Genomic DNA, 23,454 nt, shown 5'->3' on the forward strand with positions numbered 1-23,454 from the left:
ATCTATTGTGCGCCCGGCTCTGCAGGCATCAAAAAGGCCGCTGCAAAGCGGCCTGAGTGCCCAAGCGCGGCGCGGCTTAGTCCGTCAGGCGGGTTACGCCGGGCAAAGGACAGGCATAGACCGCATTGCGCAGCGCAGCAATCGCTTCATAGCGGGTAAAGCTGCGACGCCAAGCCAGCACCACACGGCGCGAAGGCGGGGTAATGCCGTCTTCGTCATGAATCGGCAGATAGCGGATATGGGGCTCGTCGGACTTGCGACGGCGCTCGCTATTGAGCGCATCGGCAGGCACGGACAGACGGGGCACCAGGGTCACGCCCATGCCGGCAGCCACCATGTGCTTGATGGTTTCCAGCGACGAACCTTCGAAAGTGCGACGAATGCCTTCGGAATTGCTGGCGTAGCGGGCAAATTCGGGGCAGACCTCCAGCACATGATCGCGAAAGCAATGGCCGGCGCCCAGCAGCAACATGGTCTCGTTCTTGAGATCCGTGGTCGAGAGGCTATCTCGTTCCGCCAGCGGGTGGCCGCTGGGTACGGCGGCCATGAAAGGCTCGTCATACAGCGGCGCCAGGGCCAGACCCGTATCGGGGAAAGGCTCGGCCATGATGGCGCAGTCGATCTCGCCGGTGCGCAGCATCTCCAGCAGCTTGATGGTGAAGTTTTCCTGCAGCATCAGCGGCATCTGGGGCGTGTTGCGGATGGAGTTGCGCACCAGCTCAGGCAGCAGATAGGGGCCAATCGTGTAAATCACCCCGAGGGTCAGAACGCCGGACAGCGGGTCCTTGCCGCGCTTGGCGATTTCCTTGATCTCGTTGGCCTGCTCCAGCACGCTTTGCGCCTGGCGCACGATTTCCTCACCCAGCGAAGTCACGGTCACCTCGCCGGCGCTGCGCTCGAACAGCTTGAGATCCAGCTCTTCTTCCAGCTTCTTGATGGCCACGGACAAAGTGGGCTGAGACACATAACAGGCTTCGGCAGCGCGCCCAAAGTGCTTTTCTCTGGCCACGGCCACGATGTATTTCAATTCGGTGAGGGTCATGCAACTCTTTGGTGAGGGCCTGGGAAAGCTCAGGGATTGCGTAATCCTTGCGGGCCGGCCTGTAATAGTCAAATGCTATTAAAACTGAAATGGATTGATTCGACCACACCCATTTCGGCTCGGAAATGCGCTGTATCAATCACGCACCGTGCTGATGCAACTTTCATAAGTCATTGATTTTCAATGAAAACAGCAGCAGCAAATGCTTGATGCAGAGCATCTATGGCGATGACAAACAGCTGGACTGAATCAAATACTTACGTTTTAAAACAATATTCTGGGCATCAAGCCTTCAGGTATTCGGATTTGCCGCCCAACCAGCGGCTGACATGGCGCGCTGCCAGTGCGGGGTAACGCTCCAGCATGCGCGGAGCCAGCTCTCTGGCCCAGTCCAGCAGCAGCACATCCAGCTCCAGATCGGCAAAACGCAGCATGGCGGCGCCTGACTGGCGAGCACCCAGAAATTCGCCGGGGCCGCGGATTTCCAGATCGCGCCTGGCAATCTCGAAGCCGTCATTGGTCTCGGCCATGGCGCGCAAGCGCTCCTTGCCGGTATCGGATAGCCGCCCGTTGTCGTTGACCGAGTACAGCAGCACGCAGGCCGATGCCGCCGCACCGCGCCCCACCCGGCCGCGCAGCTGGTGCAGCTGCGAGAGGCCGAAGCGCTCGGAGTGCTCGATCACCATCAGCGAGGCATTGGGCACGTCCACCCCCACTTCGATCACGGTGGTCGAGACCAACACCCCCATCACGCCGGCGGAAAACAGCTCCATCACGGCTTTTTTCTCGGCCGTAGGCATGCGCGAATGCAGCAGGCCAACCATGACGCCGGGCAGCATTTCGCTCAGATACGCGTGCGTGGCCGTGGCATTGGATAAGTCCAGCGCCTCGCTTTCCTCGATCAGCGGGCAGACCCAGTACACCTGACGGCCGCTGAATACCTGGGCGCCTATGCGTTCAATCACCTCGTCCTTGCGACTGTCGGCGATCAGCTTGGTGACGATGGGCGTGCGCCCGGGCGGCAACTCGTCGATGGTGGAGACGTCCAGATCGGCGTAATAGCTCATGGCCAGGGTGCGTGGAATGGGTGTGGCGCTCATCATCAGCATATGCGGCTCAAGCCCGGTAGCTGCCAGCTTTTGCCGCAGCGCCAGGCGCTGGGCCACGCCAAAACGGTGCTGCTCGTCAATCACGGCCAGCGCCAGATTCTTGAACTGCACCTGGTCCTGAATCACGGCATGAGTGCCGACCACCAAAGCCGCCTCGCCACTTGCCACCAGCGCCAGCATGGCCGCGCGCTCTTTCTTTTTCTGCGCACCAGCCAGCCAAGCCACCTTCTTGCCCAGCGGAGCAAGAATGGGCTCCAGCCAGTCCACCAGCTTGCCAAAGTGCTGCTCTGCCAGAATCTCGGTGGGTGCCATCAGCGCGCACTGCCAACCCGCTTCGATGCAAGCCACGGCGGACAGGGCCGCCACCACGGTTTTGCCCGAACCCACATCGCCTTGCAGCAAGCGGTGCATGGGAACGCTGCGCTCCATGTCGGCACGGATCTCGGCCACCACGCGTTGCTGGGCACCGGTCAGGCCAAAAGGCAGCTGGGCCAGAAACTGCTCGGTGAGATCGCCGGCCTCATTGGCGGCGCGCAGCAACGGAGCCCTGAGTCGTGCGCGCTCACGTTTGGCCTCGTATTGCGACAGTTGCTGGGCCAGCAACTCTTCGGCCTTCAGGCGCTGCCAGGCGGGATGGGTGTGATCTTCCAAAGTGACCAGCGCCACATCGGGCGTTGGATGATGTAAAAAGGTGAGCGCATTGCGCAGATCAAACAAAGGCTGCGTGCCGTTTTGACCATAGGTCTGCACCACGGGAGGGCGTTCACCCGGCGGCAGCGTCTCGGACAGATCGGCGCGCAGCAGCGCCGTGGCAATGGCACGGCGCAGATAGGGCTGGGGCAGGCTGGCCGTGGTGGGATAGACGGGCGTCAGCGCCGTCGGCAGCTCGCCGCCCGCCGCACGAAAAGCCGGGTGCATCATCTGCCGCCCCCAGAAGCCGCCCTTGACCTCGCCCCGTATGCGCAACCGGGTGCCCACGGCCATGGTTTTCTGCTGGGAGGGATAGAAGCTGAAAAAGGTCAGCACGCACTCGCCCGTGCCGTCATCCACCGTAACCTTGAGCATGCGCCGGGGCCGCAGCTGGATCTCGTTGTGCGTCACCGTGGCCTCGATCTGCACGGTGTCGCCATCCCTGGCATTTCTCAGCGGCGTGATGCGTGTCTCGTCCTCGTAACGCAGCGGCAGATGCAGGGCCAGGTCGATATCGCGTTTGAGCCCCAGTTTTTGCAGCGCCTGCTGAGCCGGACTGGGAGCCGCCTTCTTGGGCTGCTCGCCCACACCAGCACCGTCGGCCTGCACCTTGGCGCTGCGGCCGCGCCCGGGCTTGGCAGCTGTCGCCGCTTTGGCAGCGCTAGCAGCAGGTGGATTGACAGTCTCAGGCAATGCGAACTCCTCGGTACAGTTCGGCCGCCCGCATGCAGCGGCATGCTTGGGCCGGGCACGGATAGTGTATGCATATACAGCAGTTCCGGCAGCATAGCAGAGGGCAGACGGTTCAATTCGCATCGCAACAGAGATCGTAATCCGGGCCGACATGCACCCTGCTCACGGCATTGCGGCCCGGGAGCCGTACAGGGAACTGGTGGCTGCAAAGCCCGAAATCACGGCAGCTCATCCCTGAAGCCCGCGCCCCTTACGCCAATTTGAGACAATTGCCGGCTTGTTTGATTGAACTTGGAACGGGCCTGGTTCGGCCCTCAAGCCCTGCATGTCTTCTAGCTCTCGTGAATTCACCCTCAGCGACTTCGACTTTGATCTGCCCGAAGCGCTGATTGCCCAGCATCCCACCGCCATTCGCAGCGCTTCTCGCCTGCTCGACGGTCGCAATACACCGCCCACGGATCGCATCTTCCGCGAGCTGCCCGATCTGCTGCAAGCGGGCGATTTGCTGATCTTCAACGACACCAAGGTCATCAAGGCCCGCGTCTTTGGCGAAAAAGCCAGCGGCGGCAAGATTGAACTGTTGGTCGAACGCGTGCTGCAGAACAACGAAGTCGTGGCCCATATGCGGGTGAGCAAGAAGCCCTTGCCCGGCGCCAAGATTCATCTGTGCGGCGGACTCAGGAACGGCGGCTTCGAAGCCCAGCTGCTGGGCCGCTGGCCCGATGAAAACGGCCAACTGTTCCACCTGTCATTCAAAGGCCTCAACGGCGAGACGCCCTATGAGCTGCTGGAGCAATTCGGCCATCTGCCGCTGCCGCCCTATATCGAGCGCCAGCAAAACGCCGAACACGATCCTGACGAGAAAGAAGACAGCGAACGCTACCAGACCGTATTCGCCTCGCATCCAGGCGCCGTGGCAGCGCCCACGGCAGCCCTGCATTTTGACGAAACCGTGCTAGTCTCCCTGCACGCCAAGGGTGTGGAGCGCGCCAGCGTGACCTTGCACGTGGGTGCAGGTACCTTCCAGCCCGTCAAGACCGAAAACTTGGCCGAGCACACCATGCACAGCGAGTGGTATGACGTGCCGCTCGCCACCCTGGCCGCCATGGAGCGCTGCCGTCAGCGCGGCGGCCGCATTGTGGCCGTGGGAACCACGACGGTGCGCACGCTGGAGTCCTGGGCCAAATTCGGCAACACAACAGGCGACACCAAGATCTTCATCACTCCCGGTTTTCAATACCAGGTGGTGGATCTGCTGATCACCAACTTTCACCTGCCTAAAAGCACGCTGATGATGCTGGTCAGCGCTTTTGCCGGCTATGAGCACATCATGGATTTGTATCGGCACGCGATTGCACAGCACTACCGTTTCTTCAGCTATGGGGATTCCATGCTGCTGGAGCGCAGCAAGACACCGGACTGTTAAATGGCGGTGAAATCGGCCAAGCCAGTCACGTAAACTAGCAAATTCGGTCTTCGTCCTACAGTTGTTCAGTGATAGATTCCCACGATGCAAAATAGCAGCACTGGTCAGACCAGCACGACACCACCCCAGATGGATACATTGAACCACCCTGACGATGAGCTGGATTTGCTCGATTTACTGCTCACCCTGGTTGAAAACTGGAAACTGCTGATTTTCGGCCCCCTCGTGGTGGGCATCATTGCCTTGGGCGTGAGTTTTGCGCTTCCCAAGACCTACCAAAGCAGTTCGACCCTGCAAGCCGAAACTGGAAGCTCGGGCTTTACTGCCAATGTGGCGGCCAGCTTGGCCATGTCGGCAGACGTGCTGACCCAGATCGCTCCCACGGCAGGGCTCGATGATCACCTCACCACCGAGGAGATCATCAATAAGCTCAGCAAGCGGATTTCAGTGACCGTAGGCAAGCAAGACAAGTTGTTGAATATTCAGACGCAGGCCAAATCACCGGAAGCTGCCCAAAAGCTCAATCAAGCCTTGCTGGACGCACTATTCCCCTTGAGCAAGCCCCGCGGTCTGGAGAAAAAACAGCTGGAGCAGCAGCTGGAAAGCGAAAAAAAACGTTTGCAGGAAGCCTCCAAGCTTGAGCACGATACAGCGGCTTCCATCGCTTCCGGCAAAGCTGTGACCGAAGCCACCAGTCGCCTCTATGGCGAGCTGCTGTCTGCCAATAGTGCCCGGCAACGCGCCATTCTGGACATGGAACGCCGCCTGGGAGGCCTGGACAACGATGACATCGTTCAGATGCCTACCTTGCCCGAGCAGGCGATCAAACCCAAGAAATCGCTGGTCGCTGTGGGTGCAACGGTGCTGACGGGCTTTATCTTGCTGCTGTTTGTATTTGCGCGCCAGGCTGTGCGCACGGCCAAGCAAAGCTCGCCAGAGCAAGCCGAAAAGCTGGCCAGAATCCGCCGCGCACTGCCCTGGTAAACAAGGCGACACCCCAAAGGCCCGCAGCGCTTGCTTGCGGGCTTTTTTGTTGCAGGCCACATCTACAATCGGGCCTTGGCTACATGCATGCCATGGCACAGCCCGCGGCTCGTGCAGTTTGTCTGCCCAATCTCAGCCTGCATTGATGCAGGCCTTCCCGCCGGCTACTCACCTGCTCTCCACTCCTCATTTTTTGCCATCACGGCCATTGCCCTGCACTCAGGTCTGAGCTGACCTGCAGAAAAAGCACTGAAACAAAGCCGGAACGCCTTGAAGCCCATATCTGAATCGCGCAGCGCTACACCTTTGCTTGGCATTGTTCTGACGCTGGGGGCCTGCGCATCCTTCTCCGTGCTGGATGCAGGCGCCAAATATGTGGGAGCCGCCCTGCCCCTGTTGATGGCGCTCTGGCTGCGCTATGCGCTGCAAACCAGCCTGACGCTGAGTTACGGCCTGTTTCGCCATGGGCTGAAGGTGTTTTGCACGGCACACTGGCGCTTCCAGCTGGTCAGAGCGCTGCTGTTTTGCCTGAGCAATGCCTGCGCCATGATGAGCTTGCGTTCCCTGCCTCTGGCAGAGTTCACAGCCATCGTCGCCATGACGCCGCTGGCCATGACCTTGGTGGCCGCCCTGTGGCTGCGCCAGAGAGTCAGCCCGCTGCGCTGGGTGCTGGTCGCCCTGGGATTTACCGGCACGCTCATCATCGTGCGGCCTGGCGGCACGGCTTATTCAGGCGCTGCCTTGCTGTGGCCTTTGTTGCAACTGGCGGCCAATACCAGCTATCAGATCGTCAGCAGTCGCATGGCAGGCAAAGAAAAGCCCTTGACCACCCAGATCTACACCAGCCTGTTCGCACTGCTGCTGACCAGCTTCAGCCTGCCCTGGATCTGGACGGCCTCCGCGCCGCTGTCAAGCCCGGCAATGCTTGCCGGCATCGCGGCCATGGGTGTCGGCAGCGCCATCGGCCACCTGCTGATGCTCAAGGCCTACGAATACGCCAAACCGGCCACGATTACGCCCTACCTCTACAGCCAGATCCTGTTTGCGGCCATGGCCGGCTGGCTGCTCTACCGCCACATCCCCGACCAATGGGCAGTCATGGGCATGCTGATCATTGCCCTAGGCGGCGCGCTCAGCGCCTGGCTGACGGTGCGCGAATCCCGCTGAAAGCAGCCGGCAGGCGACTCAGTATCCGTGCTCAAGTCGGAACTCGCGTGCCTTGCCAAAGTGGCCGTTACCCATGAAAGGGACTGGCGGACGCAGGGCCGACAGCGGAGACGGGTGGTTGCTCATCAGCACCAGATGCCCCTTGTCTTCGGGAATAAACACCCGCTTCGATTGCGCATGCGCCCCCCACAGCATGAACACCGTGGGGCGGCCCTGCTCTGCCACTTGGCGAATGATGGCGTCGGTCAACGCCTCCCAGCCGCGCTTGCTGTGGCTGGCGGCCTGACCTTCTTCCACGGTCAGGCAGGTGTTGAGCAGCAACACGCCGTGCTGCGCCCACGCCACCAGACTGCCGCCCGGCTGGGGAAAGGCGGGAAATGGCGTTCCCAGATCCCGCAGCATTTCCTTGAAGATGTTTTGCAGCGAGGGCGGTATGCGCACGCCCGGCGCGACGGAGAAAGCCAGCCCCTCGGCCTGACCACGGCCATGGTAGGGGTCCTGCCCCAGGATGACCACGCGCACGTCTTCGGGTGCAGTCAGCTCCAGCGCCCGCAGCGGCTGAGGCGGAAAAATCACGGCGCCCGCATCCAGACGCTGCTGCAGATAAGCCTGCAGGCGCTGACCTGCGGCTGCGGCGAAAAATTGATCCACCACCGGCTTCCAGCCGGAGGCCACGGACCAGTCAGCAGGATGGGCCGTCTGCAACTGCGATGTTCCAGCAGGGTGGGAGTTTGAAGAGTTTGTCATCGTATGGCTCATTGCCGATTTTTCAGGTTCTCACGCTGCAACGCATGGAAAAAGCACAGAACAGGCCGGCAAAATACCTGATATCAGTGAGTGACAAAGGTTACAAAAGTACCAAAAATTGCTGCATACCAGGCTGATCGCTATCTCGCACCGTTGGCGCAAGTACTGGCCTGAACAGGAGTTCCTATGCACCCATTCGCTGCTGCCACCCAGGTTCTGCATTCCAGCTCTGCTCACCATGGGGAATCCGGCCATGCGGCCAAGGGCTTCCGATTTGCCGGCTGGGAGCTGCATACGCGCTCACGCAAGCTGCGCAGCTGCGACGGCCAGGAGGTGGGCCTGACCAAGACCGAGTACGCCCTGCTGCTGATCTTGCTCAAACACCCCCGAAAAATCATGAGCCGTGACTCCATCATGGACATGACCCAAGCCGAAGACAAAACCTACGACCGCGCCATTGATGTGCAGATACTGCGTCTGCGCCGCAAGATCGAAAGCAGGAAAGGCGCGCCCGTGCTGCTCAAGACCAAGCGCAGCGCAGGCTATTTTCTGGATACCGAAGTTCAGCCTCTGGACTGAACCCCTACCCCTCAAGCAAACAGCTTGGCCAGAGCTTCGCCGGGCTCGGGTGCACGCATAAAGGCCTCGCCCACCAGGAAGGCGTTGATGCCGGCGTCGCGCAAGGTCTTCACGTCGGCGGAGGTCAAGATTCCCGATTCGGTCACCAGCAGGCGATCGGCAGGCACGTTTTTCTGCAGCTCCAGCGTGGTTTCGATATGGACTTCGAAACTGCGCAGATCGCGGTTGTTGATGCCCACCAGCTCGGTCTTGAGCTTGAGCGCACGCTCCAGCTCCTTGGCATCATGCACTTCCACCAGCACGGCCATATCCAGGCTGCGGGCAATCTGCTCCATATCGGCCATCTGCGCATCATCCAGACAGGCGGCAATCAGCAAGATGGCATCGGCGCCCATGGCTCGCGACTCATAGATCTGATAGGGATCGACCATGAAATCTTTGCGCAGCACGGGCAGCGTGGTGCTGGCACGGGCTTGCTTCAAGAAGTCGGGCTGGCCCTGAAAAAACTGGCGGTCGGTCAGCACCGACAGACAGGCGGCATTGATCTTGCCATTGCCCAGCATATAGCTCTGGGCGATGTCCGCAGGATCGAAGTCCTGGCGGATCACGCCCTTGCTGGGACTGGCTTTCTTGACTTCGGCAATCACGGCAGCTTGGCCGGCCGAGATCTTGGCGCGCAGCGCGCCCACGAAATCGCGGGTCGATACGCGGCTTTCGGCGTCGTGGCGCATGGCCTCAAAAGACAGGCGCTTTTTGGCGGCTGCCACTTCCTGGACTTTGACGTCGCAGATTTTCTTCAAAATGTCAGACATGGATTCATCCTTGAATTCGCTCATGGCCCACAGGCTTATGCCTGGGCCGAAAATTGCTGTGTATAGCGCACCAGTTCCTGCAGCTTTTTCAGTGCCGCGCCACTGTCCATCGCGCTTTGCGCACGCCCCAGACCATCTTCAATGGAGCTGGCCGCGTTGGCCGCATACAGCGCAGCGCCAGCATTCAGGCAGACGATATCTCGCGCCGGGCCTTGCTCGCCCTGCAGCACGCCCAGCAGCATGGCTTTGGACTCTTCGGGGTTTTCCACTTTCAGCGAACGCGTGCCCGCCATGCGCAGACCAAAGTCTTCGGGGTGGATTTCGTATTCACGCACCACACCGTCCTTGAGTTCGCCCACCAGAGTGCCGGCGCCCAGGCTGATTTCGTCCAGGCCATCGCGGCCATAGACCACCAGCGCATGTTCGGCGCCCAGACGCTGCAGAGCGCGCACCTGAATGCCGACCAGATCTTCGTGGAACACGCCCATCAGAATATTCGGGGCACTGGCCGGGTTGGTCAGCGGGCCCAGAATATTGAAGATGGTGCGCACACCCAGCTCCTTGCGCACCGGCGCCACATTCTTCATGGCCGGGTGGTGGTTGGGCGCGAACATGAAACCAATGCCTACATCGCGTATGCAATCGGCGATCTGGGCGGCGTTGAGGTTGATATTGATGCCCAGCGCTTCCATGGCATCGGCGCTGCCGGACTTGCTGCTCACGCTGCGCCCGCCATGCTTGCTGACCTTGCCGCCTGCCGCTGCAATCACAAAAGTGGAGCAGGTGGAGATGTTGAAGGTGTTGGCGCCATCGCCGCCCGTGCCAACGATGTCCACCAGATGGTTTTTGTCATGCACGTTCACCTTGTTGGAGAACTCGCGCATCACCTCGGCCGCGGCCGAGATCTCGCCAATGGTTTCCTTCTTCACGCGCAGGCCGGTGAGTATGGAGGCCGTCATCACCGGCGAGAGCTCGCCGCGCATGATCATGCGCATCAGATGCAGCATTTCGTCGTGAAAGATCTCGCGGTGCTCGATGGTGCGCTGCAGCGCTTCCTGGGGAGTAATCATGACCAATCTCTCTATACTTTTAAGAGTTGCTGGCGCTTGCTTTATCTTGAGTTCCAAAGGAATCCAGCTTGAAATCAAGCCATATCAAGCGCCAAAAGCTACTGATTAATGAGTGAAATTCAGCTTACTTCTGCTCAAGAAAGTTCTTCAGCATGGCATGACCATGCTCGGTCAAAATGCTCTCGGGGTGGAACTGCACACCCTCGATGGCCAGCGTCTTGTGGCGCACGCCCTGAATCTCACCATCTTCGCTGGTGGCGGTGATTTCAAGGCAGGCAGGCAGCGTCTTTTTGTCTATCACCAGCGAGTGATAGCGGTTGACGGTGAACTCCTGGGGCAAACCGGCAAACACGCCTTTTTGATCGGTGTGGATCACGCTAGTCTTGCCATGCATTTGCTGGCCGGCACGGATGATGTCGCCATCAAAGGCTGCACCAATGCTCTGGTGACCCAGGCAGACGCCCAAAATCGGCAGCTTGCCGGCAAAGTGCTTGATCGCAGCCACGGATATCCCGGCTTCGGCCGGCGAGCAGGGGCCGGGCGAGATCACCAGACGCTCTATGCCTTCGCGCGCCATCAGCGCCTCCACTTCGGCCACCGTGGTTTCATCATTGCGCACCACGGTCACCTCGGCGCCCAGTTCACCAAAGTACTGAACGATGTTGTAGGTAAAGCTGTCGTAATTGTCGACCATCAGCAGTTTCATGGTCTTACTCCTGGGCTGCGCCTGGGGCGCGCGGTTGCAGGCCTTGGCCGCGCAAACGGACCAGCTCCTGGTGTTCGAAATCGATGTAACACTCCATCATGGCCCGGTACAGGCGCTCCATGAGATCGGCATCACCGCCCTGGGCGACGGCCATGGGGCGCACGCGGTCCACGATGGCCTGGATGCGAGCCTCGTCGCGCACCAGGCCTGCGTCGTTTTTCACGCGTGCGGCCTGGGTCATGTAGGCGCTGCGCTCCACCAGCAGGGGCACAAGCACGTCATCCAGCGCATTCACGCCGGCGCGCACTTCGTCCATGCTGGCGCAGGGGTCGACCTTGTCAAAGGCCTTGCAGATGTTTTCGCTCATTCCAGACCTTCCTCAACCAGTTCTGCAGCGCGCAACAAGGCGCGGGCCTTGTGCTCGGTTTCCTTCCACTCCAGCTCGGGCACCGAATCCGCCACCACACCGGCTGCGGCCTGCACATAAAGCACGTTGTCCTTGATGACGCCGGTGCGAATCGCAATCGCCAGATCCATGTCGCCGGCAAAGCTCAAATAGCCGCAGGCACCGCCATAGATGCCGCGCTTGGTGGGCTCGAGCTGGTCGATGACTTCCATGGCATGCACCTTGGGTGCGCCCGTCAGCGTGCCGGCGGGGAAGGTGGCCTTGAACACATCCATGTTCTCCATGCCGTCCAGCAGCAGGCCTTCCACATTGCTCACGATGTGCATGACATGGCTGTAGCGCTCCACGGCAAAGGCTTCGGTCACCTTCACGCTGCCGGTCTTGGCAATGCGGCCGATGTCGTTGCGTGCCAGATCGATCAGCATCACGTGCTCGGCCCGTTCCTTGGGATCGGTCACCAGCTCCTGCTCCGTGGCCTTGTCCGACTCGGGCGTGTTGCCGCGCGGGCGGGTGCCGGCCAGCGGGCGAATCGTCACCTTTTCGCCATCGGGCGTGCTTTCCTGGCGCACCAAAATTTCGGGGCTGGCCCCCACTACATGGAAATCTCCGAAATGGTAGAAGTACATGTAGGGGCTGGGGTTGAGCGAGCGCAGCGCGCGGTACAGCGACAGCGGCGAGGCCGTGAAACGCTTGTGAATCCGCTGGCCTACCTGCACTTGCATGAAGTCGCCTGCCGCAATCAGATCCTTGGCCTTTTGCACGGCGGCCAGATAGTCCTGCTTGTCAAAGCTGCGCTCTGCGGGATAGCTTTCTCCGGCACGAATCTGCGGCGCGCTGACCGAGTAGCGCAGCTGATCCTTGAGCTGACGCAGGCGCTTCTTGGCGCGGGTATAGGCTTCGGCCTCGCCAGGATTGGCGTAGACGATCAGGTAGAGCTTGCCCGAGAGGTTGTCGATGACGGCCACTTCCTCGCACTGCAGCAGCATGATGTCGGGCGTGCCCAGAGAATCGGGCGGGCAGGAGTGCTCCAGCTTTTTCTCGATGTAGCGCACGGCGTCATAGCCGAAGTAGCCGGCCAGGCCACCGCAAAAACGCGGCAGACCGGGCGAGAGTGCCACCTTGAAACGCTTTTGGTAAGCGGCGATAAAGTCCAGCGGGTTGCCGCTGGCGGTTTCCACCACCAGGCCGTCGGTCACCACCTCCGTCTTGGCCTGATCGCCAAAACCGCTGGCGCGCACAAAGCTGCGCGCCGGCAAGCCGATAAAGCTGTAGCGGCCAAAACGCTCGCCGCCGACCACGGATTCCAGCAAAAAGCTGTACTTGCCGTCGCCGTTGGCGTGAGCCAGCTTGAGATAGAGGGAAAGCGGGGTTTCGAGGTCGGCAAACGCCTCGCTCAACAGGGGGATGCGGTTATAGCCTTGGGCCGCAAGAGACTTGAATTCCAGTTCCGTGATCACGGGTTTGCTCCGGGAGTCATGGCGCATGGCACACCTGCTGATCTTGCTTGGATCTCAGTGACAGGTGACGCGAGAGTTTGCGTAAGAGATGCGCCGGTTCATTCCAATTGGCCCAAGGGGCCGCGGGTGCACGCCGGGCTCGTGCCGGAGTGCTTTAGCTGTTCAGTTGGGCAGGCTTACGCCAGGGCCAGGCTCCCCGGTCTCCACAACCTGCAATGAACGCGCGATGAATGAACATGATCCGAGCAGTGTAGCGCATCCGCACCGCGGGCAGAAAATGCAGCGCGGCCAGCCTGATCGCCATGGAGAGCACCTACACACCTCTGCGGGGCGGCCCGTATTGCGGGTCGTCATGGCAGACCTCAACATGGCGATCCACTCCCGGATCGCGACCGCCGCACAGGCGAAACAAAGAGCCCGGGACCATCATGGAGGAGATATTCACGATGTCGGTATTCCACACGGGTTCCATGCGCCGCCATGCGGGCACGGCCATCGCCTTGGCCTTCAGCGCCTGCCTGCTGCTGGCGGCGCACAGCGCCCAGGCCCAGAGCACCGGCACAGCGGCCGCTGCGCTGCAGATCAATGGGGTGAGCTATGCACCGTCGCTGCAAGCGCAGGGCAAGACGCTGACGCTCAACGGCGCGGGAACGCGCTACAAGGCGATTTTCAAGGTCTATACTGCCGGCCTGTATTTGGAAAAGCCGGCGCACAGCCTGCAGGAGATCAGCCAGTTGAACGGCCCCAAGCGCATCAGCGTGACCATGTTGCGCGAGATCGATTCGGCCGAGCTGGGCAAGCTGTTCGCCCGGGGCATGGAAGACAATATGGAGCGCGCCGCTTTCTCCAAGCTGATTCCCGGCGTGATGCGCATGAGCGACATCTTCACCCAGCACAAAAAGCTGCTGGCGGGCGAGAACTTTTCAGTGGACTGGATTCCCGGCCAGGGCACGCAGGTGCTGGTCAAAGGCCAGCCCCAGGGCGAGCCGTTCAAGGAACCGGAATTCTTCAATGCCCTGCTGGGCATCTGGCTGGGCCCCAAGCCCGCCGATGAGCAGCTCAAAAAAGCCTTGCTGGGCACAAGCCAGAGTTAAATTCAGCTCCAGCCCTTATTCCATCTGCGCCAGCCGCTCTCTATTTTGCTAACTCACCGCGCTGCAGCTGCTGGCGCAGCAGCTTGCCTGGCGCATAGGCGGCAATTACCGCATCCATCAAAGCGTGGGCCTTGGCCGAGTTGTCGCCCGAGAAATTGCACACATAGACATCGATGGTGACGCTACCGCTCTCGGGCCAGGTGTGAATAGCCAGATGCGATTCGGCCAGCAACACCGTGCCCGTCACCCCGCCGGGCCGCCCATCGCAGCCGGGAAAGCTCACCCATTTGTCGGCCATGCGGCTCAGGCCGGCGTTGTGCACCTCGGCCAGGCACAGCTGGGCAATGGCCTCGGCCTCCAGCATCAAATGCTGCGGGCCCTGGCATTGGTAGAGGTCGGCGGTCAGGTGCAAGCCATGCATGGGCCCAGAGCTTAACCGTGCTGGAGCTGGTCCATCGAATCCAGATGCGCCTGCGCTGCCACGGCTTCAATGGGCTGGCCGTGGTTGTAGCCGTAGGTCATGAGCACCACGGGGCAACCCGCCGCATGGGCGGCCTGTGCATCGTTGCTGGAATCGCCCACCATCAGCGTGCGCGCGGGCAGGCTGCCCAGAGCCTTGCAGGTTTCGATCAGCGGCATAGGGTCGGGTTTTTTGCGCTCGAAAGAATCACCACCGAACACGCAGTCAAAAAAACCATCCAGCCCCTTGGCGGCCAGCAGCGGCTGGGCAAAAGACAGCGGCTTGTTGGTCAGACAGGCCAGGCGCAGGCCGGCGTCCTTTAAGCGCTGCAAGCCTTGCAAAACGCCGGGGTAGACATCGGCAAACTGCCCGTTGATGGCCAGGTAATGGTGCTCGTAGCGCAGCCAGGCCTGTGGATAAAGTGCCTCCGCCTGCTCTGCACCCACATGCTTGAGCACGGAGCGGATCAGATTTTCCGAGCCCTTGCCCACCATGTGCTCTATGGCCTGCGGCGCAATCGACGGCAGTTGCAGGTCGGCCAACATGCGGTTGAGCGCCTCGGCAAAGTCACCCAATGTGTTCACCATGGTGCCGTCTAGATCGACCATGACGGCGTCGATGTCAAGGTCGGATATGAGATTAAATTTTCGAGTCACAGAATGAAATTTGCAATTTTTCCTGAGCGTATCGTACGCTTCAGAGAAAAAAGTTTGCCAACAGGTCTATCCACCTGGAATTTGATCAACCGAAGCGGGATGCCCGCGATAGGCGTTGAGACTCTCCATCAATGCAAGCGCTGATAGGTAACTTTGACTGACCTGTCTGCCATGACGACCAAGGTGTGCAAAACGAGGAGCAAACTGCACACCTGCAGAAGGGTTAGGCACAGTCAGGCGGAATCGGCCGACGAAGAAGGCGCTATCGCATGTCGCACATTGCGCACATGGGCCATGCCTGCCGCGTCCGCTGCAGCGGCATCGCCGGCGATCACGGCCTGGGCGATGGCGTGATAGTCGGCCAGACGGAGTTTCTGCAGCCCCTGCAGGCGATGCTGGGCATAAACGATGGGCATCTGGATCGAAGGGAACAAGCGACGGAGTTCGCGGCTGCCTGCCGCATCAAGCAGGGCACGGTAGAAGTGGCGTCGCGCGCGCGCAAAGGCGTCGGCATCCTGTGCCTGCTCGGCCTTATCCAACCACTGCAGTCCGGTCTGAATGGCCTGGGGAGAATGCCCACTGCGCACGCTCTGTGCGGCAGTGCGTGCCAGCAAGCCGCTCATGCGCTCGGCCACGTCCAGCACATGCAGAGTTTCTTGCAGAGTCAAAGACTTGATGGCCGCCCCCTTGTGGCGCAGCACATCGACGATGCCGTCGGCCATCAGACGTTGCATCGCCTCGCGCACCGAATTGCGGCCCACGCCGAACTGCAGGGCCAGATCCACTTCCACCAGACGCTGGCCCGGCACAAAGCGCTGAATTTCCAGGCCATGGACGATGCCAAAAAACACCACGTCGGCTGCACTGAGCGCGGTCTTGGCGCCTGCGTTCGGCGCTTCTTCAGGCATACGGGGGAGGGAAGCTGTGGTCACGTCGGTCTGTATTCCATTGGGGAGCACAGCCAGTGTACATAACGGTTCTGTTCGCAGCGGCGTTGCATCGCAACTTTTATCCACAACATCATCCTACAATGTTGTAGAGTCATATCTGTTGTGAAAATCAGGAGACAGTAGCCATGAACTTCGAACTGAGCGCCGACCTCTGTGCCTTGCGCGACAAAACGCGGCAATTCATTGCCGAACAGGTGATCCCGCTGGAAAACGACGAGCGCCAGTCGCACCACGGCCCCAGCGAAGCGCTGCGCCGCGAGCTGGTAGCCAGGGCCAAGGCTGCCGGCCTGCTCACGCCCCATGCCTCCCTGGAGATGGGCGGCATGGGTCTGAGCCATGTGGCCAAGTCCGTGGTGTTCGAAGAGGCTGGCTATTCCTGGCTGGGCCCAACGGCGCTCAATATCCACGCGCCCGACGAAGGCAACATCCATCTGATGGAAGAAGTGGCCACGCACGCACAAAAGCAGCGCTGGCTGCGCCCGCAGGTGGCCGGTGAGACACGTTCGTGCTTTGCTATGACCGAACCTTCGCCCGGCGCAGGCGCCGACCCGTCGATGCTGACCACGACAGCTGTGCGCGACGGCGACGACTATCTGATCAACGGCGTCAAGTGGTTCATCACCGGCGCCGATGGAGCCAACTACGTCATCATCATGGCGCGCATGGAAGACGGCTCGGCCACCATGTTCCTCTCGGACATGGACCGCCCGGAAATCACGCTGGAGCGCAGCATGGACGCCATGGATGCCTGCTTCACCGGCGGCCACGGTGTGCTGCGCTTCGACAATCTGCGCATTCCTGCGGCCGACGTGCTGGGAGAAGTGGGTAAGGGCTTTCGCTATGCGCAGGTGCGCTTGGCGCCAGCAAGGCTGACCCATTGCATGCGTTGGCTGGGTCAGGCGCGGCGTGCGCACAACGCGGCGCTGGCGTACACACGCCGCCGCCAGGCTTTCGGCAAGCCGCTGGCCGAGCATGAAGGCGTGGGCTTTATGCTGGCCGACAACGATATGGACCTGCACACCGCACGCTTGCACATCTGGCACACGGCGTGGTTGCTGGACCAGGGCGAAAAATGCAACTTCGAGTCCAGCCGCGCCAAGGTAGTCTGCTCGGAAGCGCAGTGGCGCGTGGTCGACCGCAGCGTGCAGATGCTGGGTGGACAAGGCGTGACGGGTGAGTCGCCAGTGATGCGCATCTTCACCGACATGCGCGCCTTCCGCATCTATGACGGCCCGAGCGAAGTGCACCGCTGGAGCATGGCGCGCAAGCTGGTGCAAATGGCAGACAAGGCCGCAGAGATGGCAACGGGGAGCGCAGCATGAGCAGCGCCATCAATAGCTTCCGCCTCGATGGGCGCATCGTGCTGATTACGGGTGCGTCCAGCGGCCTTGGCATGCACTTTGCCGCACTGTTGGCCGCCGCCGGCGCGCGTGTGGCCGTGGCGGCGCGGCGCGCCGACAAGCTGCTGTCCGTGGTCGACTCCATCACCCGGGCCGGCGGCGAAGCGCGCGCGCTGTCTCTGGATGTGACCGATGGCGCCAGCGTGCGCCAGTGCTTCGATGAACTCGCCAGCTGGGGGGCTCCTGATGTGCTGGTGAACAACGCCGGCGTGACCGTGACGCGGCCGTTGCTGGAGCAGACCGAGGCTGATTTCGACAGCGTGCTCGACACCAACCTCAAAGGCAACTGGCTGGTGGCAACCGAAGCCGCACGGCGCATGGTCGCGGCTGGCCAGGGCGGCAGCATCATCAATGTTGCATCCATCCTGGGCGAGCGCGTCGCGGGCGGCGTGGCACCCTATGCGATTTCCAAGGCTGGCGTGATCCAGGCCACCAAGGCCATGGCGCTGGAACTGGCGCGTCACAGCATCCGTGTCAATGCTCTGCTGCCGGGCTATGTGGTGACCGACTTGAACCGAGACTTCCTGCACAGCGACGCTGGAGACAAGCTGCGCGTCCGGATTCCGAGCCGGCGCTTCGGCGAGATGACCGATCTGGACGGCCCGCTGTTGCTGCTGGCATCCGACGCAGGCGCGGCCATGTCCGGCAGCACCGTGGCGGTGGACGGCGCCCACCTGGTGAGTTCCTTATGAGTGCCGCTTCACTGCTACAGGAGCCCCTGGCCCGCTACCTGCGTAACCAGGGCCTGAGCGATGACACACCGCTGGTGGTCACCCCGTTGACCGGAGGGCAATCCAACCCGACCTACAAAGTCACGACCGGTGCGCAAAACTATGTTCTGCGCACCAAGCCACCGGGCGCACTGCTTGCTTCGGCCCATGCCATTGATCGCGAGCACCGCGTCATGAGCGCCTTGCAGGGCAGCGAGGTGCCGGTGCCGCGCATGTTCGCCTATTGCGACGACGAGACCTTGATCGGCACGCCGTTCTACCTGATGGAGTTTCTCGAAGGCCGGGTGTGGATGGATCAGTCCCTGCCGGGCATGGCGCCCGCCGAGCGGCGCGCCGTTTACCGCGAAATGAACCGGGTGATTGCCGCCTTGCACCGCGTGGACTACAGCGCCGTGGGTCTGGACAGCTATGGTCGGCCAGGCAACTACTTCGCGCGTCAGATCACGCGCTGGTCACGCCAGTGCCGTGAATCCACCCTGCCCGTGAGCGATGCCATGCTGCGGCTGATGGACTGGCTGCCCGAGCATATTCCGCCCGGCGACGAAACCACCCTGGTGCACGGCGATTACCGCCTGGACAACCTGGTGTTCCACCCCACCGAGCCGCGCGTGATCGGAGTGCTGGACTGGGAGCTGTCGACCCTTGGCCATCCCCTGGCGGACTTTTCCTACCAGTGCATGGCCTGGCGCATACCGCCGACGCTGTGGCGTGGCATCGCCGGATTGGACCTGGCGGCGCTAGGCATTCCGGGCGAAGCCGAATACGTAGGCTGGTATGCCGAAGCCACCGGGCGCGACCCTCGGGAGCATTGGGAGTTCTACATGGCCTACAACCTGTTTCGCATGGCAGCCATCCTGCACGGGATTGCCCAGCGCGCGGCTGACGGCAACGCATCCTCCGAGGATGCCATGGAGACCGGAAAAAAAGCAGGGCCGCTGGCAGACCTGGGATGGCAATGCGCGAAGCAATACGCTAGCTCCCGCGGCATGGCCTGAAGCATCGAGCTATCTGGCGCGTGTCAAACGTGTGAACGCTTTCTGTGGACTGCCCCCTGAAATGCAGCAACGCCGCTTTCAGGGGGGGACCGGCAGCCGCTCAGGAGGCGGCCAGATTCTTGCGCATGGTGTCGATGACGGCCTTGTAGTCGGACTTGCCAAAGATGGCGCTGCCGGCCACAAAGGTATCGGCACCGGCATCGGCCACGGCGCGGATATTGGCTTCCTTGATGCCGCCGTCCACTTCCAGGCGGATGTCCTTGCCCGAAGCATCAATCAGCTTGCGAGCCTTTTCGATCTTGCGCAGCGTGCTATCAATAAAGCTTTGACCGCCAAAACCGGGGTTCACGCTCATCAACAGGATCAGGTCGATGTCCTCGATCACCCAATCCAGCACCTCGAGCGAAGCTGCGGGGTTGAACACCAGACCGGCCTTGCAGCCATGGCTTTTGATGTTCTGGATGCTGCGGTGCACATGCAGAGAAGCATCGGGGTGAAAGCTGATGTAGTCGGCACCGGCCTTGGCAAACGCCGTGGCCAGTTCATCCACAGGCTGGACCATCAGATGCACGTCGATGGGCACGGGCCGGCCGTCAGGCGTCACGGCATGCGGCTTCACGGCCTGGCAGATCATGGGACCGAAAGTCAGGTTGGGAACGTAGTGATTGTCCATCACGTCAAAGTGAATCCAGTCAGAGCCAGCGGCAATGACGTTGTGCACTTCTTCGCCCAAACGAGCGAAGTCGGCTGACAGGATGGAAGGGGCAATGCGGTAGGTGGGGCTCATGGTCTGCAATTGTCGCAGTTACCATTGGGCCATGCCAATGAACGAGTTTCTGGTCCAAGTCCAGCCCGCCTACCTGCCCGAGCAGTCCGCTCCTGCCGCCGGCGTCTATGTGTTTTCGTACACGATTACTGTCACCAACACCGGTGATGCCCCGGCGCAGCTGATTGCGCGGCACTGGGTCATCACCAACGAACTGGGCCATGTGGAGGAGGTCAAAGGCCTGGGCGTCGTGGGACGCCAGCCCCTGCTGCAGCCCGGCGAGTCCTTCGAGTATTCCAGCGGCTGTCAGCTTCGCACCCCCACGGGCACCATGCAGGGCACGTATCTGTGCGTCAATCACGAGGGTGAAACCTTTGTGTGCGAAATTCCGCTCTTCGTTCTGCAGATGAATGAATCCGGCGATGTGATGCCCATGCCGGAAACACGCGTGCTGCACTAAGCGTATCGCCCTTGGCCACTCCTATAAAAAATACCGGCCTGCGGCTCCCTCAATCCCGGCGCATCCGACATATGCGCCATTGATCGAACGCATGAAGCGAAACACTCTCGATTTACCCGCCCTGCTGGCCGCTCTGAACCCTGAGGCCGATCTGGCCCAGCGCCATCTGTGGCTGATTCACCTGTTTGAATGGATTCGCGCACCCCAACCCTCCACCGAACAGGCCGTGGAGCGCGTGCGCCAATTGGTAGAGGCCTTTGAAACCGACCCCGAGGCCCTGCTGCGCCTGCGCCTGTGGTGGCAGAAGCTGATTGACACGGTGGACATCACGGCGCTGCTGGCCGATTTTGGCTTTGCACCGCGCACGGCCATGATCAGCGAGGTGGCCGAGCGCCTGCGCTACAAGCTGCTGCCCAGCACGCCCGAAACCGTGGATGCCTCCGAGCTGTTCATGCTGGCCTTGCCCGATGAATTTGACGCCCGCTGGCTGCATGCCATCGATGCGCAGCTGATGGCGCGCATCTCGGCCCTGATTGCTCCTGATACGCAGCAAGGCCAGGATTACTGGGAAACCAGTTTGCTGGACGCCATCACCTACTGCGCGGGCCAGATTCTCTCCACCGGCTTTGCGCCCGAGCTGCGCCTGCGCATGAGCGAGAAGAACCGGGACGACAAACCGTTTCACGCCCTGATTCACGACGTGGAAAACCTGCGTGTGGAGGTGCAGCTACCGCTGCGCACCACGGACCGGCGAGACGCGGCGGCCGCGCAGTTGCGCGAGCGACTTGATGCCTGCCGCGCGGCAGTCGCCTCGGTCTATACCTACTTCGAAGCCGAAGGCGTCTCGGTGGGGCTGGTGTTTCGTCTGCGCCAGGTGCGCGCCCGCATCGTGCGCGTGCGCCGCCTGCTGGACTGCCTGCTGGCACAGGACCGGGCTTACGAGACCTCGGAGCTGCTGGCCAATCTGGTCGCCGTCGGCATCGAGCGGCGCAGCGTGCGTGCGCTGATGTCCACCAACACCTCGCTGCTGGCCGCCAAGGTTGCCGAGCGCAGTGCCGAAACGGGCGAGCACTACATCACCCGCGATGGTGCCGAGTACAGCAAGATGCTGGTCAAGGCCGCCGGCGGCGGCTTTGTGATGGCCTTCACCACCCTGGCCAAGTTTGCGCTGTTCGCGCTGGGGCTATCCGTGTTCTGGGGCGGCATGCTGGCGGGCCTGAACTATGCCCTGAGCTTTGTGCTGATCCAGATGTTGCACTTCACCGTGGCCACCAAGCAGCCGGCCATGACGGCCCCTGCCATGGCCGCCAAGCTCAAGGATGTGCCCACCGATGCCTCGATACAGGAGTTTGTGGATGAGGTCGCGCATCTGGTGCGCTCGCAGGTGGCGGCCATTCTGGGCAATGTGCTGCTGGTGTTTCCGGCGGCCCTGCTGCTGTCCGTGGGCTATGCCCGTCTGGTAGGCCATCCGGCCCTGGACGAGGCCCATGCCAACCATGTGCTCGAGTCCCTGAGCCTGCTGGGTCCCTCGGTGCTGTTTGCCGCCTTCACCGGCGTGCTGCTGTTCACCAGCAGCCTGATTGCCGGCTGGGTGGAAAACTGGTTTGTGCTGCACAACCTCGACTCGGTGATCCGCTACAACCCCGGCATCACCCAGGCGCTGGGCAGCCAGCGTGCCGACCGCTGGGCCCACTTTTTGCGCCGCAACATCTCGGGCCTGGCCTCCAATATCTCTCTGGGCCTGATGCTGGGCCTGGTGCCCGCGTTTGCCGCCTTCTTCGGCCTGGGGCTGGAGGTGCGCCACGTCACCCTGTCCACCGGCCAGATCGGTGTGGCCGTAGCCTCGCTGGGCTGGGAAGTGCTGCACTCCAACCTGCTATGGTGGGCCGTGGCCATGCTGCCCTTCAATGCGGCGCTCAATGTGGGCGTGAGCTTTTACATGGCTTTTCGCGTGGCCCTGCGTGCACACAACGTCAGCGGCGTGGAGCGTTCGCGCATCTACCAAGCCATACGCCAACGCTTCTGGCGCAAGCCGCTGAGCTTTTTCTGGCCCTAAGCAAGCATCAATCTCATGGGTGAATTCGACCTGATCCGCCGCTACTTTCAGCGGCCCGTACGCCGCGCCGTTCTGGGCGTGGGCGATGACTGTGCCCTGCTGGCTCCGGCAGCCGGCATGCAGCTGGCCATCTCCAGCGACATGCTGGTGCAGGGCCGTCATTTTTTTGCCGATGTGAACCCGCGCCTGCTGGGCCACAAGGCCCTGGCCGTCAACCTCAGCGATCTGGCGGCCAGCGGCGCCAGGCCGCTGGCATTTACGCTGGCCCTGTCGCTGCCCCAGGCCGACGAGGCCTGGATCAGCGAGTTCTCCCAAGGGCTGCTGGCCCTGGCCGATGCCCATGAGTGCGAACTGATTGGCGGCGACACCACGGGCGGCCCGCTGAACATCTGCATCACCGTCTTCGGCGAAGTGCCCGCCGGACAAGCCCTGCTGCGCAGCGGCGCCCGCGCCGGCGATGAGATCTGGGTCAGCGGCCAGCTCGGCGATGCCCGCCTGGCACTCGAAGCCCTGCTGGGCAAGATCACGCTGCCGCCAGAACTGCTGGCGCAAACCCGCCAACGCCTGGAAGCCCCCACGCCCCGCGTGGCCCTGGGTCTGGCCTTGCGCGGCCTTGCCAGCAGCGCGCTCGATGTGAGCGATGGCCTGCTGGGCGATCTGGGCCATATCCTGGAGCTCTCGGGCATAGGCGCCACGGTGGACAGCCGTCTCACTACCCCTTTGATAGCTGCAAGCGCAAATCCACTCTGGGCTACAGGCCGATTTGGCCTTGATCTGCAGCAGCAATGCACTCTGGCCGGTGGCGACGACTACGAGCTGTGCTTTACCGCACCCGCCCAACGCCACGCCGAAGTGCTGGCCGCAGGCCTTGCCAGCGGTACCGCCGTGAGCTGCATAGGCCGCATAGACGCCGAGCCGGGCCTGCGCCTGCTGGGCACCGACGGCCAGGCCATGCAGCCGCTCTGGCAGTCTTTCGATCACTTTGGCGGGAACTGAGC

The 23,454-nt window shown here is 61.7% G+C and carries 23 protein-coding genes; 11 read left to right on the forward strand and 12 right to left on the reverse strand.

What is annotated here, in order from left to right; genetic code table 11:
• Window positions 1-76: 76 nt before the first annotated feature.
• Both EAO39_RS21900 and recG read right to left on the reverse strand, forming a co-directional pair.
• The gene (locus tag EAO39_RS21900; RefSeq protein WP_120971772.1) at window positions 77-1,042 is read right to left on the reverse strand and encodes a LysR substrate-binding domain-containing protein; all 966 of its coding nucleotides are present in this window, start codon (window positions 1,040-1,042) and stop codon (window positions 77-79) included.
• A gap of 284 nt (window positions 1,043-1,326) precedes the next feature.
• Window positions 1,327-3,450 (reverse strand): ATP-dependent DNA helicase RecG, encoded by a 2,124-nt coding sequence (gene recG, locus EAO39_RS21905; protein ID WP_240467176.1) that lies wholly within the window; start codon window positions 3,448-3,450, stop codon window positions 1,327-1,329.
• Between the two features lie 409 nt (window positions 3,451-3,859).
• Between recG and queA the strand changes: the two genes are divergently transcribed.
• The 3 genes from queA (at window position 3,860) to EAO39_RS21920 (ending at window position 7,111) form a co-directional block, all read left to right on the forward strand.
• A complete protein-coding gene (gene queA / locus EAO39_RS21910) occupies window positions 3,860-4,960 on the forward strand; it encodes a tRNA preQ1(34) S-adenosylmethionine ribosyltransferase-isomerase QueA (protein WP_120971773.1) in 1,101 nt (366 codons plus the stop codon).
• Between the two features lie 84 nt (window positions 4,961-5,044).
• Entirely contained in the window at window positions 5,045-5,944 is a 900-nt protein-coding gene (locus EAO39_RS21915) for a Wzz/FepE/Etk N-terminal domain-containing protein (RefSeq protein WP_240467162.1), read from the forward strand.
• Window positions 5,945-6,214: 270 nt separating this feature from the next.
• Window positions 6,215-7,111, forward strand: a complete 897-nt coding sequence (locus EAO39_RS21920) for a DMT family transporter (RefSeq protein WP_120971775.1) — start codon at window positions 6,215-6,217, stop codon at window positions 7,109-7,111.
• 18 nt (window positions 7,112-7,129) lie between these two features.
• Here EAO39_RS21920 and EAO39_RS21925 read toward each other — a convergent pair whose 3' ends face one another.
• Entirely contained in the window at window positions 7,130-7,858 is a 729-nt protein-coding gene (locus EAO39_RS21925; protein WP_240467163.1) for a uracil-DNA glycosylase, read from the reverse strand.
• Window positions 7,859-8,044: 186 nt separating this feature from the next.
• Here EAO39_RS21925 and EAO39_RS21930 point away from each other — a divergent pair, with 186 nt between their 5' ends.
• Entirely contained in the window at window positions 8,045-8,437 is a 393-nt protein-coding gene (locus tag EAO39_RS21930; protein WP_120971777.1) for a winged helix-turn-helix domain-containing protein, read from the forward strand.
• Between the two features lie 11 nt (window positions 8,438-8,448).
• Here the strand turns inward: EAO39_RS21930 and trpC are convergent, their stop codons facing one another.
• The 5 genes from trpC to trpE all read right to left on the reverse strand — a co-directional run bounded on the left by trpC (window position 8,449) and on the right by trpE (window position 12,888).
• On the reverse strand, window positions 8,449-9,249 hold the full coding sequence (trpC, locus tag EAO39_RS21935) for an indole-3-glycerol phosphate synthase TrpC (protein WP_120971936.1): 801 nt from the start codon (window positions 9,247-9,249) through the stop codon (window positions 8,449-8,451).
• A gap of 35 nt (window positions 9,250-9,284) precedes the next feature.
• Window positions 9,285-10,325, reverse strand: a complete 1,041-nt coding sequence (trpD, locus tag EAO39_RS21940; protein ID WP_120971778.1) for an anthranilate phosphoribosyltransferase — start codon at window positions 10,323-10,325, stop codon at window positions 9,285-9,287.
• A 118-nt stretch (window positions 10,326-10,443) separates the two neighbouring features.
• On the reverse strand, window positions 10,444-11,025 hold the full coding sequence (locus EAO39_RS21945; protein ID WP_120971779.1) for an aminodeoxychorismate/anthranilate synthase component II: 582 nt from the start codon (window positions 11,023-11,025) through the stop codon (window positions 10,444-10,446).
• Between the two features lie 4 nt (window positions 11,026-11,029).
• Entirely contained in the window at window positions 11,030-11,380 is a 351-nt protein-coding gene (locus EAO39_RS21950; protein WP_120971937.1) for a chorismate mutase, read from the reverse strand.
• 8 nt (window positions 11,381-11,388) lie between these two features.
• Window positions 11,389-12,888 (reverse strand): anthranilate synthase component I, encoded by a 1,500-nt coding sequence (gene trpE, locus EAO39_RS21955; protein ID WP_120971938.1) that lies wholly within the window; start codon window positions 12,886-12,888, stop codon window positions 11,389-11,391.
• Window positions 12,889-13,334: 446 nt separating this feature from the next.
• Between trpE and EAO39_RS21960 the strand changes: the two genes are divergently transcribed.
• Window positions 13,335-13,982 (forward strand): chalcone isomerase family protein, encoded by a 648-nt coding sequence (locus EAO39_RS21960; RefSeq protein ID WP_240467164.1) that lies wholly within the window; start codon window positions 13,335-13,337, stop codon window positions 13,980-13,982.
• A gap of 40 nt (window positions 13,983-14,022) precedes the next feature.
• On the opposite strand, the gene EAO39_RS21965 is transcribed toward EAO39_RS21960, so the two are convergent.
• The 3 genes from EAO39_RS21965 to EAO39_RS21975 form a co-directional block, all read right to left on the reverse strand.
• Complete coding sequence (locus tag EAO39_RS21965; RefSeq protein ID WP_120971781.1) at window positions 14,023-14,403, reverse strand: S-adenosylmethionine decarboxylase; 381 nt, start codon at window positions 14,401-14,403, stop codon at window positions 14,023-14,025.
• Between the two features lie 11 nt (window positions 14,404-14,414).
• Entirely contained in the window at window positions 14,415-15,050 is a 636-nt protein-coding gene (gene gph, locus EAO39_RS21970) for a phosphoglycolate phosphatase (protein WP_120971782.1), read from the reverse strand.
• Between the two features lie 281 nt (window positions 15,051-15,331).
• Window positions 15,332-16,006, reverse strand: a complete 675-nt coding sequence (locus EAO39_RS21975) for a GntR family transcriptional regulator (RefSeq protein ID WP_120971783.1) — start codon at window positions 16,004-16,006, stop codon at window positions 15,332-15,334.
• A 167-nt stretch (window positions 16,007-16,173) separates the two neighbouring features.
• On the opposite strand from EAO39_RS21975, the gene EAO39_RS21980 reads away from it, so the two are divergent.
• From EAO39_RS21980 to EAO39_RS21990, 3 genes are read left to right on the forward strand one after another with little or no spacing between them, the layout of a single operon-like run.
• A complete protein-coding gene (locus EAO39_RS21980; RefSeq protein ID WP_120971784.1) occupies window positions 16,174-17,370 on the forward strand; it encodes an acyl-CoA dehydrogenase family protein in 1,197 nt (398 codons plus the stop codon).
• Window positions 17,367-18,140 carry an SDR family oxidoreductase gene (locus EAO39_RS21985; RefSeq protein ID WP_120971785.1) on the forward strand — a complete coding sequence of 258 codons (774 nt, stop codon included), beginning with the start codon at window positions 17,367-17,369 and terminating at the stop codon, window positions 18,138-18,140. Before EAO39_RS21980 ends, EAO39_RS21985 begins: the two co-directional genes overlap by 4 nt.
• On the forward strand, window positions 18,137-19,174 hold the full coding sequence (locus EAO39_RS21990) for a phosphotransferase (RefSeq protein WP_120971786.1): 1,038 nt from the start codon (window positions 18,137-18,139) through the stop codon (window positions 19,172-19,174). Before EAO39_RS21985 ends, EAO39_RS21990 begins: the two co-directional genes overlap by 4 nt.
• A 100-nt stretch (window positions 19,175-19,274) precedes the next feature.
• Here the strand turns inward: EAO39_RS21990 and rpe are convergent, their stop codons facing one another.
• Window positions 19,275-19,961, reverse strand: coding sequence for a ribulose-phosphate 3-epimerase (rpe, locus tag EAO39_RS21995; RefSeq protein ID WP_120971787.1), 687 nt, complete (start codon window positions 19,959-19,961; stop codon window positions 19,275-19,277).
• A 31-nt stretch (window positions 19,962-19,992) separates the two neighbouring features.
• Here rpe and apaG point away from each other — a divergent pair, with 31 nt between their 5' ends.
• The 3 genes from apaG (at window position 19,993) to thiL (ending at window position 23,452) form a co-directional block, all read left to right on the forward strand.
• A complete protein-coding gene (apaG, locus tag EAO39_RS22000; RefSeq protein WP_120971788.1) occupies window positions 19,993-20,400 on the forward strand; it encodes a Co2+/Mg2+ efflux protein ApaG in 408 nt (135 codons plus the stop codon).
• A 91-nt stretch (window positions 20,401-20,491) separates the two neighbouring features.
• The gene (locus tag EAO39_RS22005) at window positions 20,492-22,456 is read left to right on the forward strand and encodes a site-specific recombinase (protein ID WP_120971789.1); all 1,965 of its coding nucleotides are present in this window, start codon (window positions 20,492-20,494) and stop codon (window positions 22,454-22,456) included.
• A gap of 15 nt (window positions 22,457-22,471) precedes the next feature.
• Complete coding sequence (gene thiL / locus EAO39_RS22010; RefSeq protein ID WP_120971790.1) at window positions 22,472-23,452, forward strand: thiamine-phosphate kinase; 981 nt, start codon at window positions 22,472-22,474, stop codon at window positions 23,450-23,452.
• The last annotated feature ends 2 nt before the right edge of the window (window positions 23,453-23,454 follow it).

This window comes from Comamonas sp. lk, from assembly GCF_900564145.1.
Taxonomy (GTDB): Bacteria; Pseudomonadota; Gammaproteobacteria; order Burkholderiales; family Burkholderiaceae_C; genus Comamonas.

Coding starts and splice junctions, on each gene's coding strand:
- EAO39_RS21900 (WP_120971772.1), bottom strand. CDS start 1,042: ATGACCCTCACCGAATTGAAATACATCGTGGCCGTGGCCAGAGAAAAG.
- queA (WP_120971773.1), top strand. CDS start 3,860: ATGTCTTCTAGCTCTCGTGAATTCACCCTCAGCGACTTCGACTTTGAT.
- EAO39_RS21915 (WP_240467162.1), top strand. CDS start 5,045: ATGCAAAATAGCAGCACTGGTCAGACCAGCACGACACCACCCCAGATG.
- EAO39_RS21925 (WP_240467163.1), bottom strand. CDS start 7,858: ATGACAAACTCTTCAAACTCCCACCCTGCTGGAACATCGCAGTTGCAG.
- EAO39_RS21930 (WP_120971777.1), top strand. CDS start 8,045: ATGCACCCATTCGCTGCTGCCACCCAGGTTCTGCATTCCAGCTCTGCT.
- trpC (WP_120971936.1), bottom strand. CDS start 9,249: ATGTCTGACATTTTGAAGAAAATCTGCGACGTCAAAGTCCAGGAAGTG.
- EAO39_RS21945 (WP_120971779.1), bottom strand. CDS start 11,025: ATGAAACTGCTGATGGTCGACAATTACGACAGCTTTACCTACAACATC.
- EAO39_RS21960 (WP_240467164.1), top strand. CDS start 13,335: ATGTCGGTATTCCACACGGGTTCCATGCGCCGCCATGCGGGCACGGCC.
- EAO39_RS21965 (WP_120971781.1), bottom strand. CDS start 14,403: ATGCATGGCTTGCACCTGACCGCCGACCTCTACCAATGCCAGGGCCCG.
- gph (WP_120971782.1), bottom strand. CDS start 15,050: ATGGTCGATCTAGACGGCACCATGGTGAACACATTGGGTGACTTTGCC.
- EAO39_RS21975 (WP_120971783.1), bottom strand. CDS start 16,006: ATGCCTGAAGAAGCGCCGAACGCAGGCGCCAAGACCGCGCTCAGTGCA.
- EAO39_RS21980 (WP_120971784.1), top strand. CDS start 16,174: ATGAACTTCGAACTGAGCGCCGACCTCTGTGCCTTGCGCGACAAAACG.
- EAO39_RS21985 (WP_120971785.1), top strand. CDS start 17,367: ATGAGCAGCGCCATCAATAGCTTCCGCCTCGATGGGCGCATCGTGCTG.
- EAO39_RS21990 (WP_120971786.1), top strand. CDS start 18,137: ATGAGTGCCGCTTCACTGCTACAGGAGCCCCTGGCCCGCTACCTGCGT.
- rpe (WP_120971787.1), bottom strand. CDS start 19,961: ATGAGCCCCACCTACCGCATTGCCCCTTCCATCCTGTCAGCCGACTTC.
- apaG (WP_120971788.1), top strand. CDS start 19,993: ATGCCAATGAACGAGTTTCTGGTCCAAGTCCAGCCCGCCTACCTGCCC.
- EAO39_RS22005 (WP_120971789.1), top strand. CDS start 20,492: ATGAAGCGAAACACTCTCGATTTACCCGCCCTGCTGGCCGCTCTGAAC.
- thiL (WP_120971790.1), top strand. CDS start 22,472: ATGGGTGAATTCGACCTGATCCGCCGCTACTTTCAGCGGCCCGTACGC.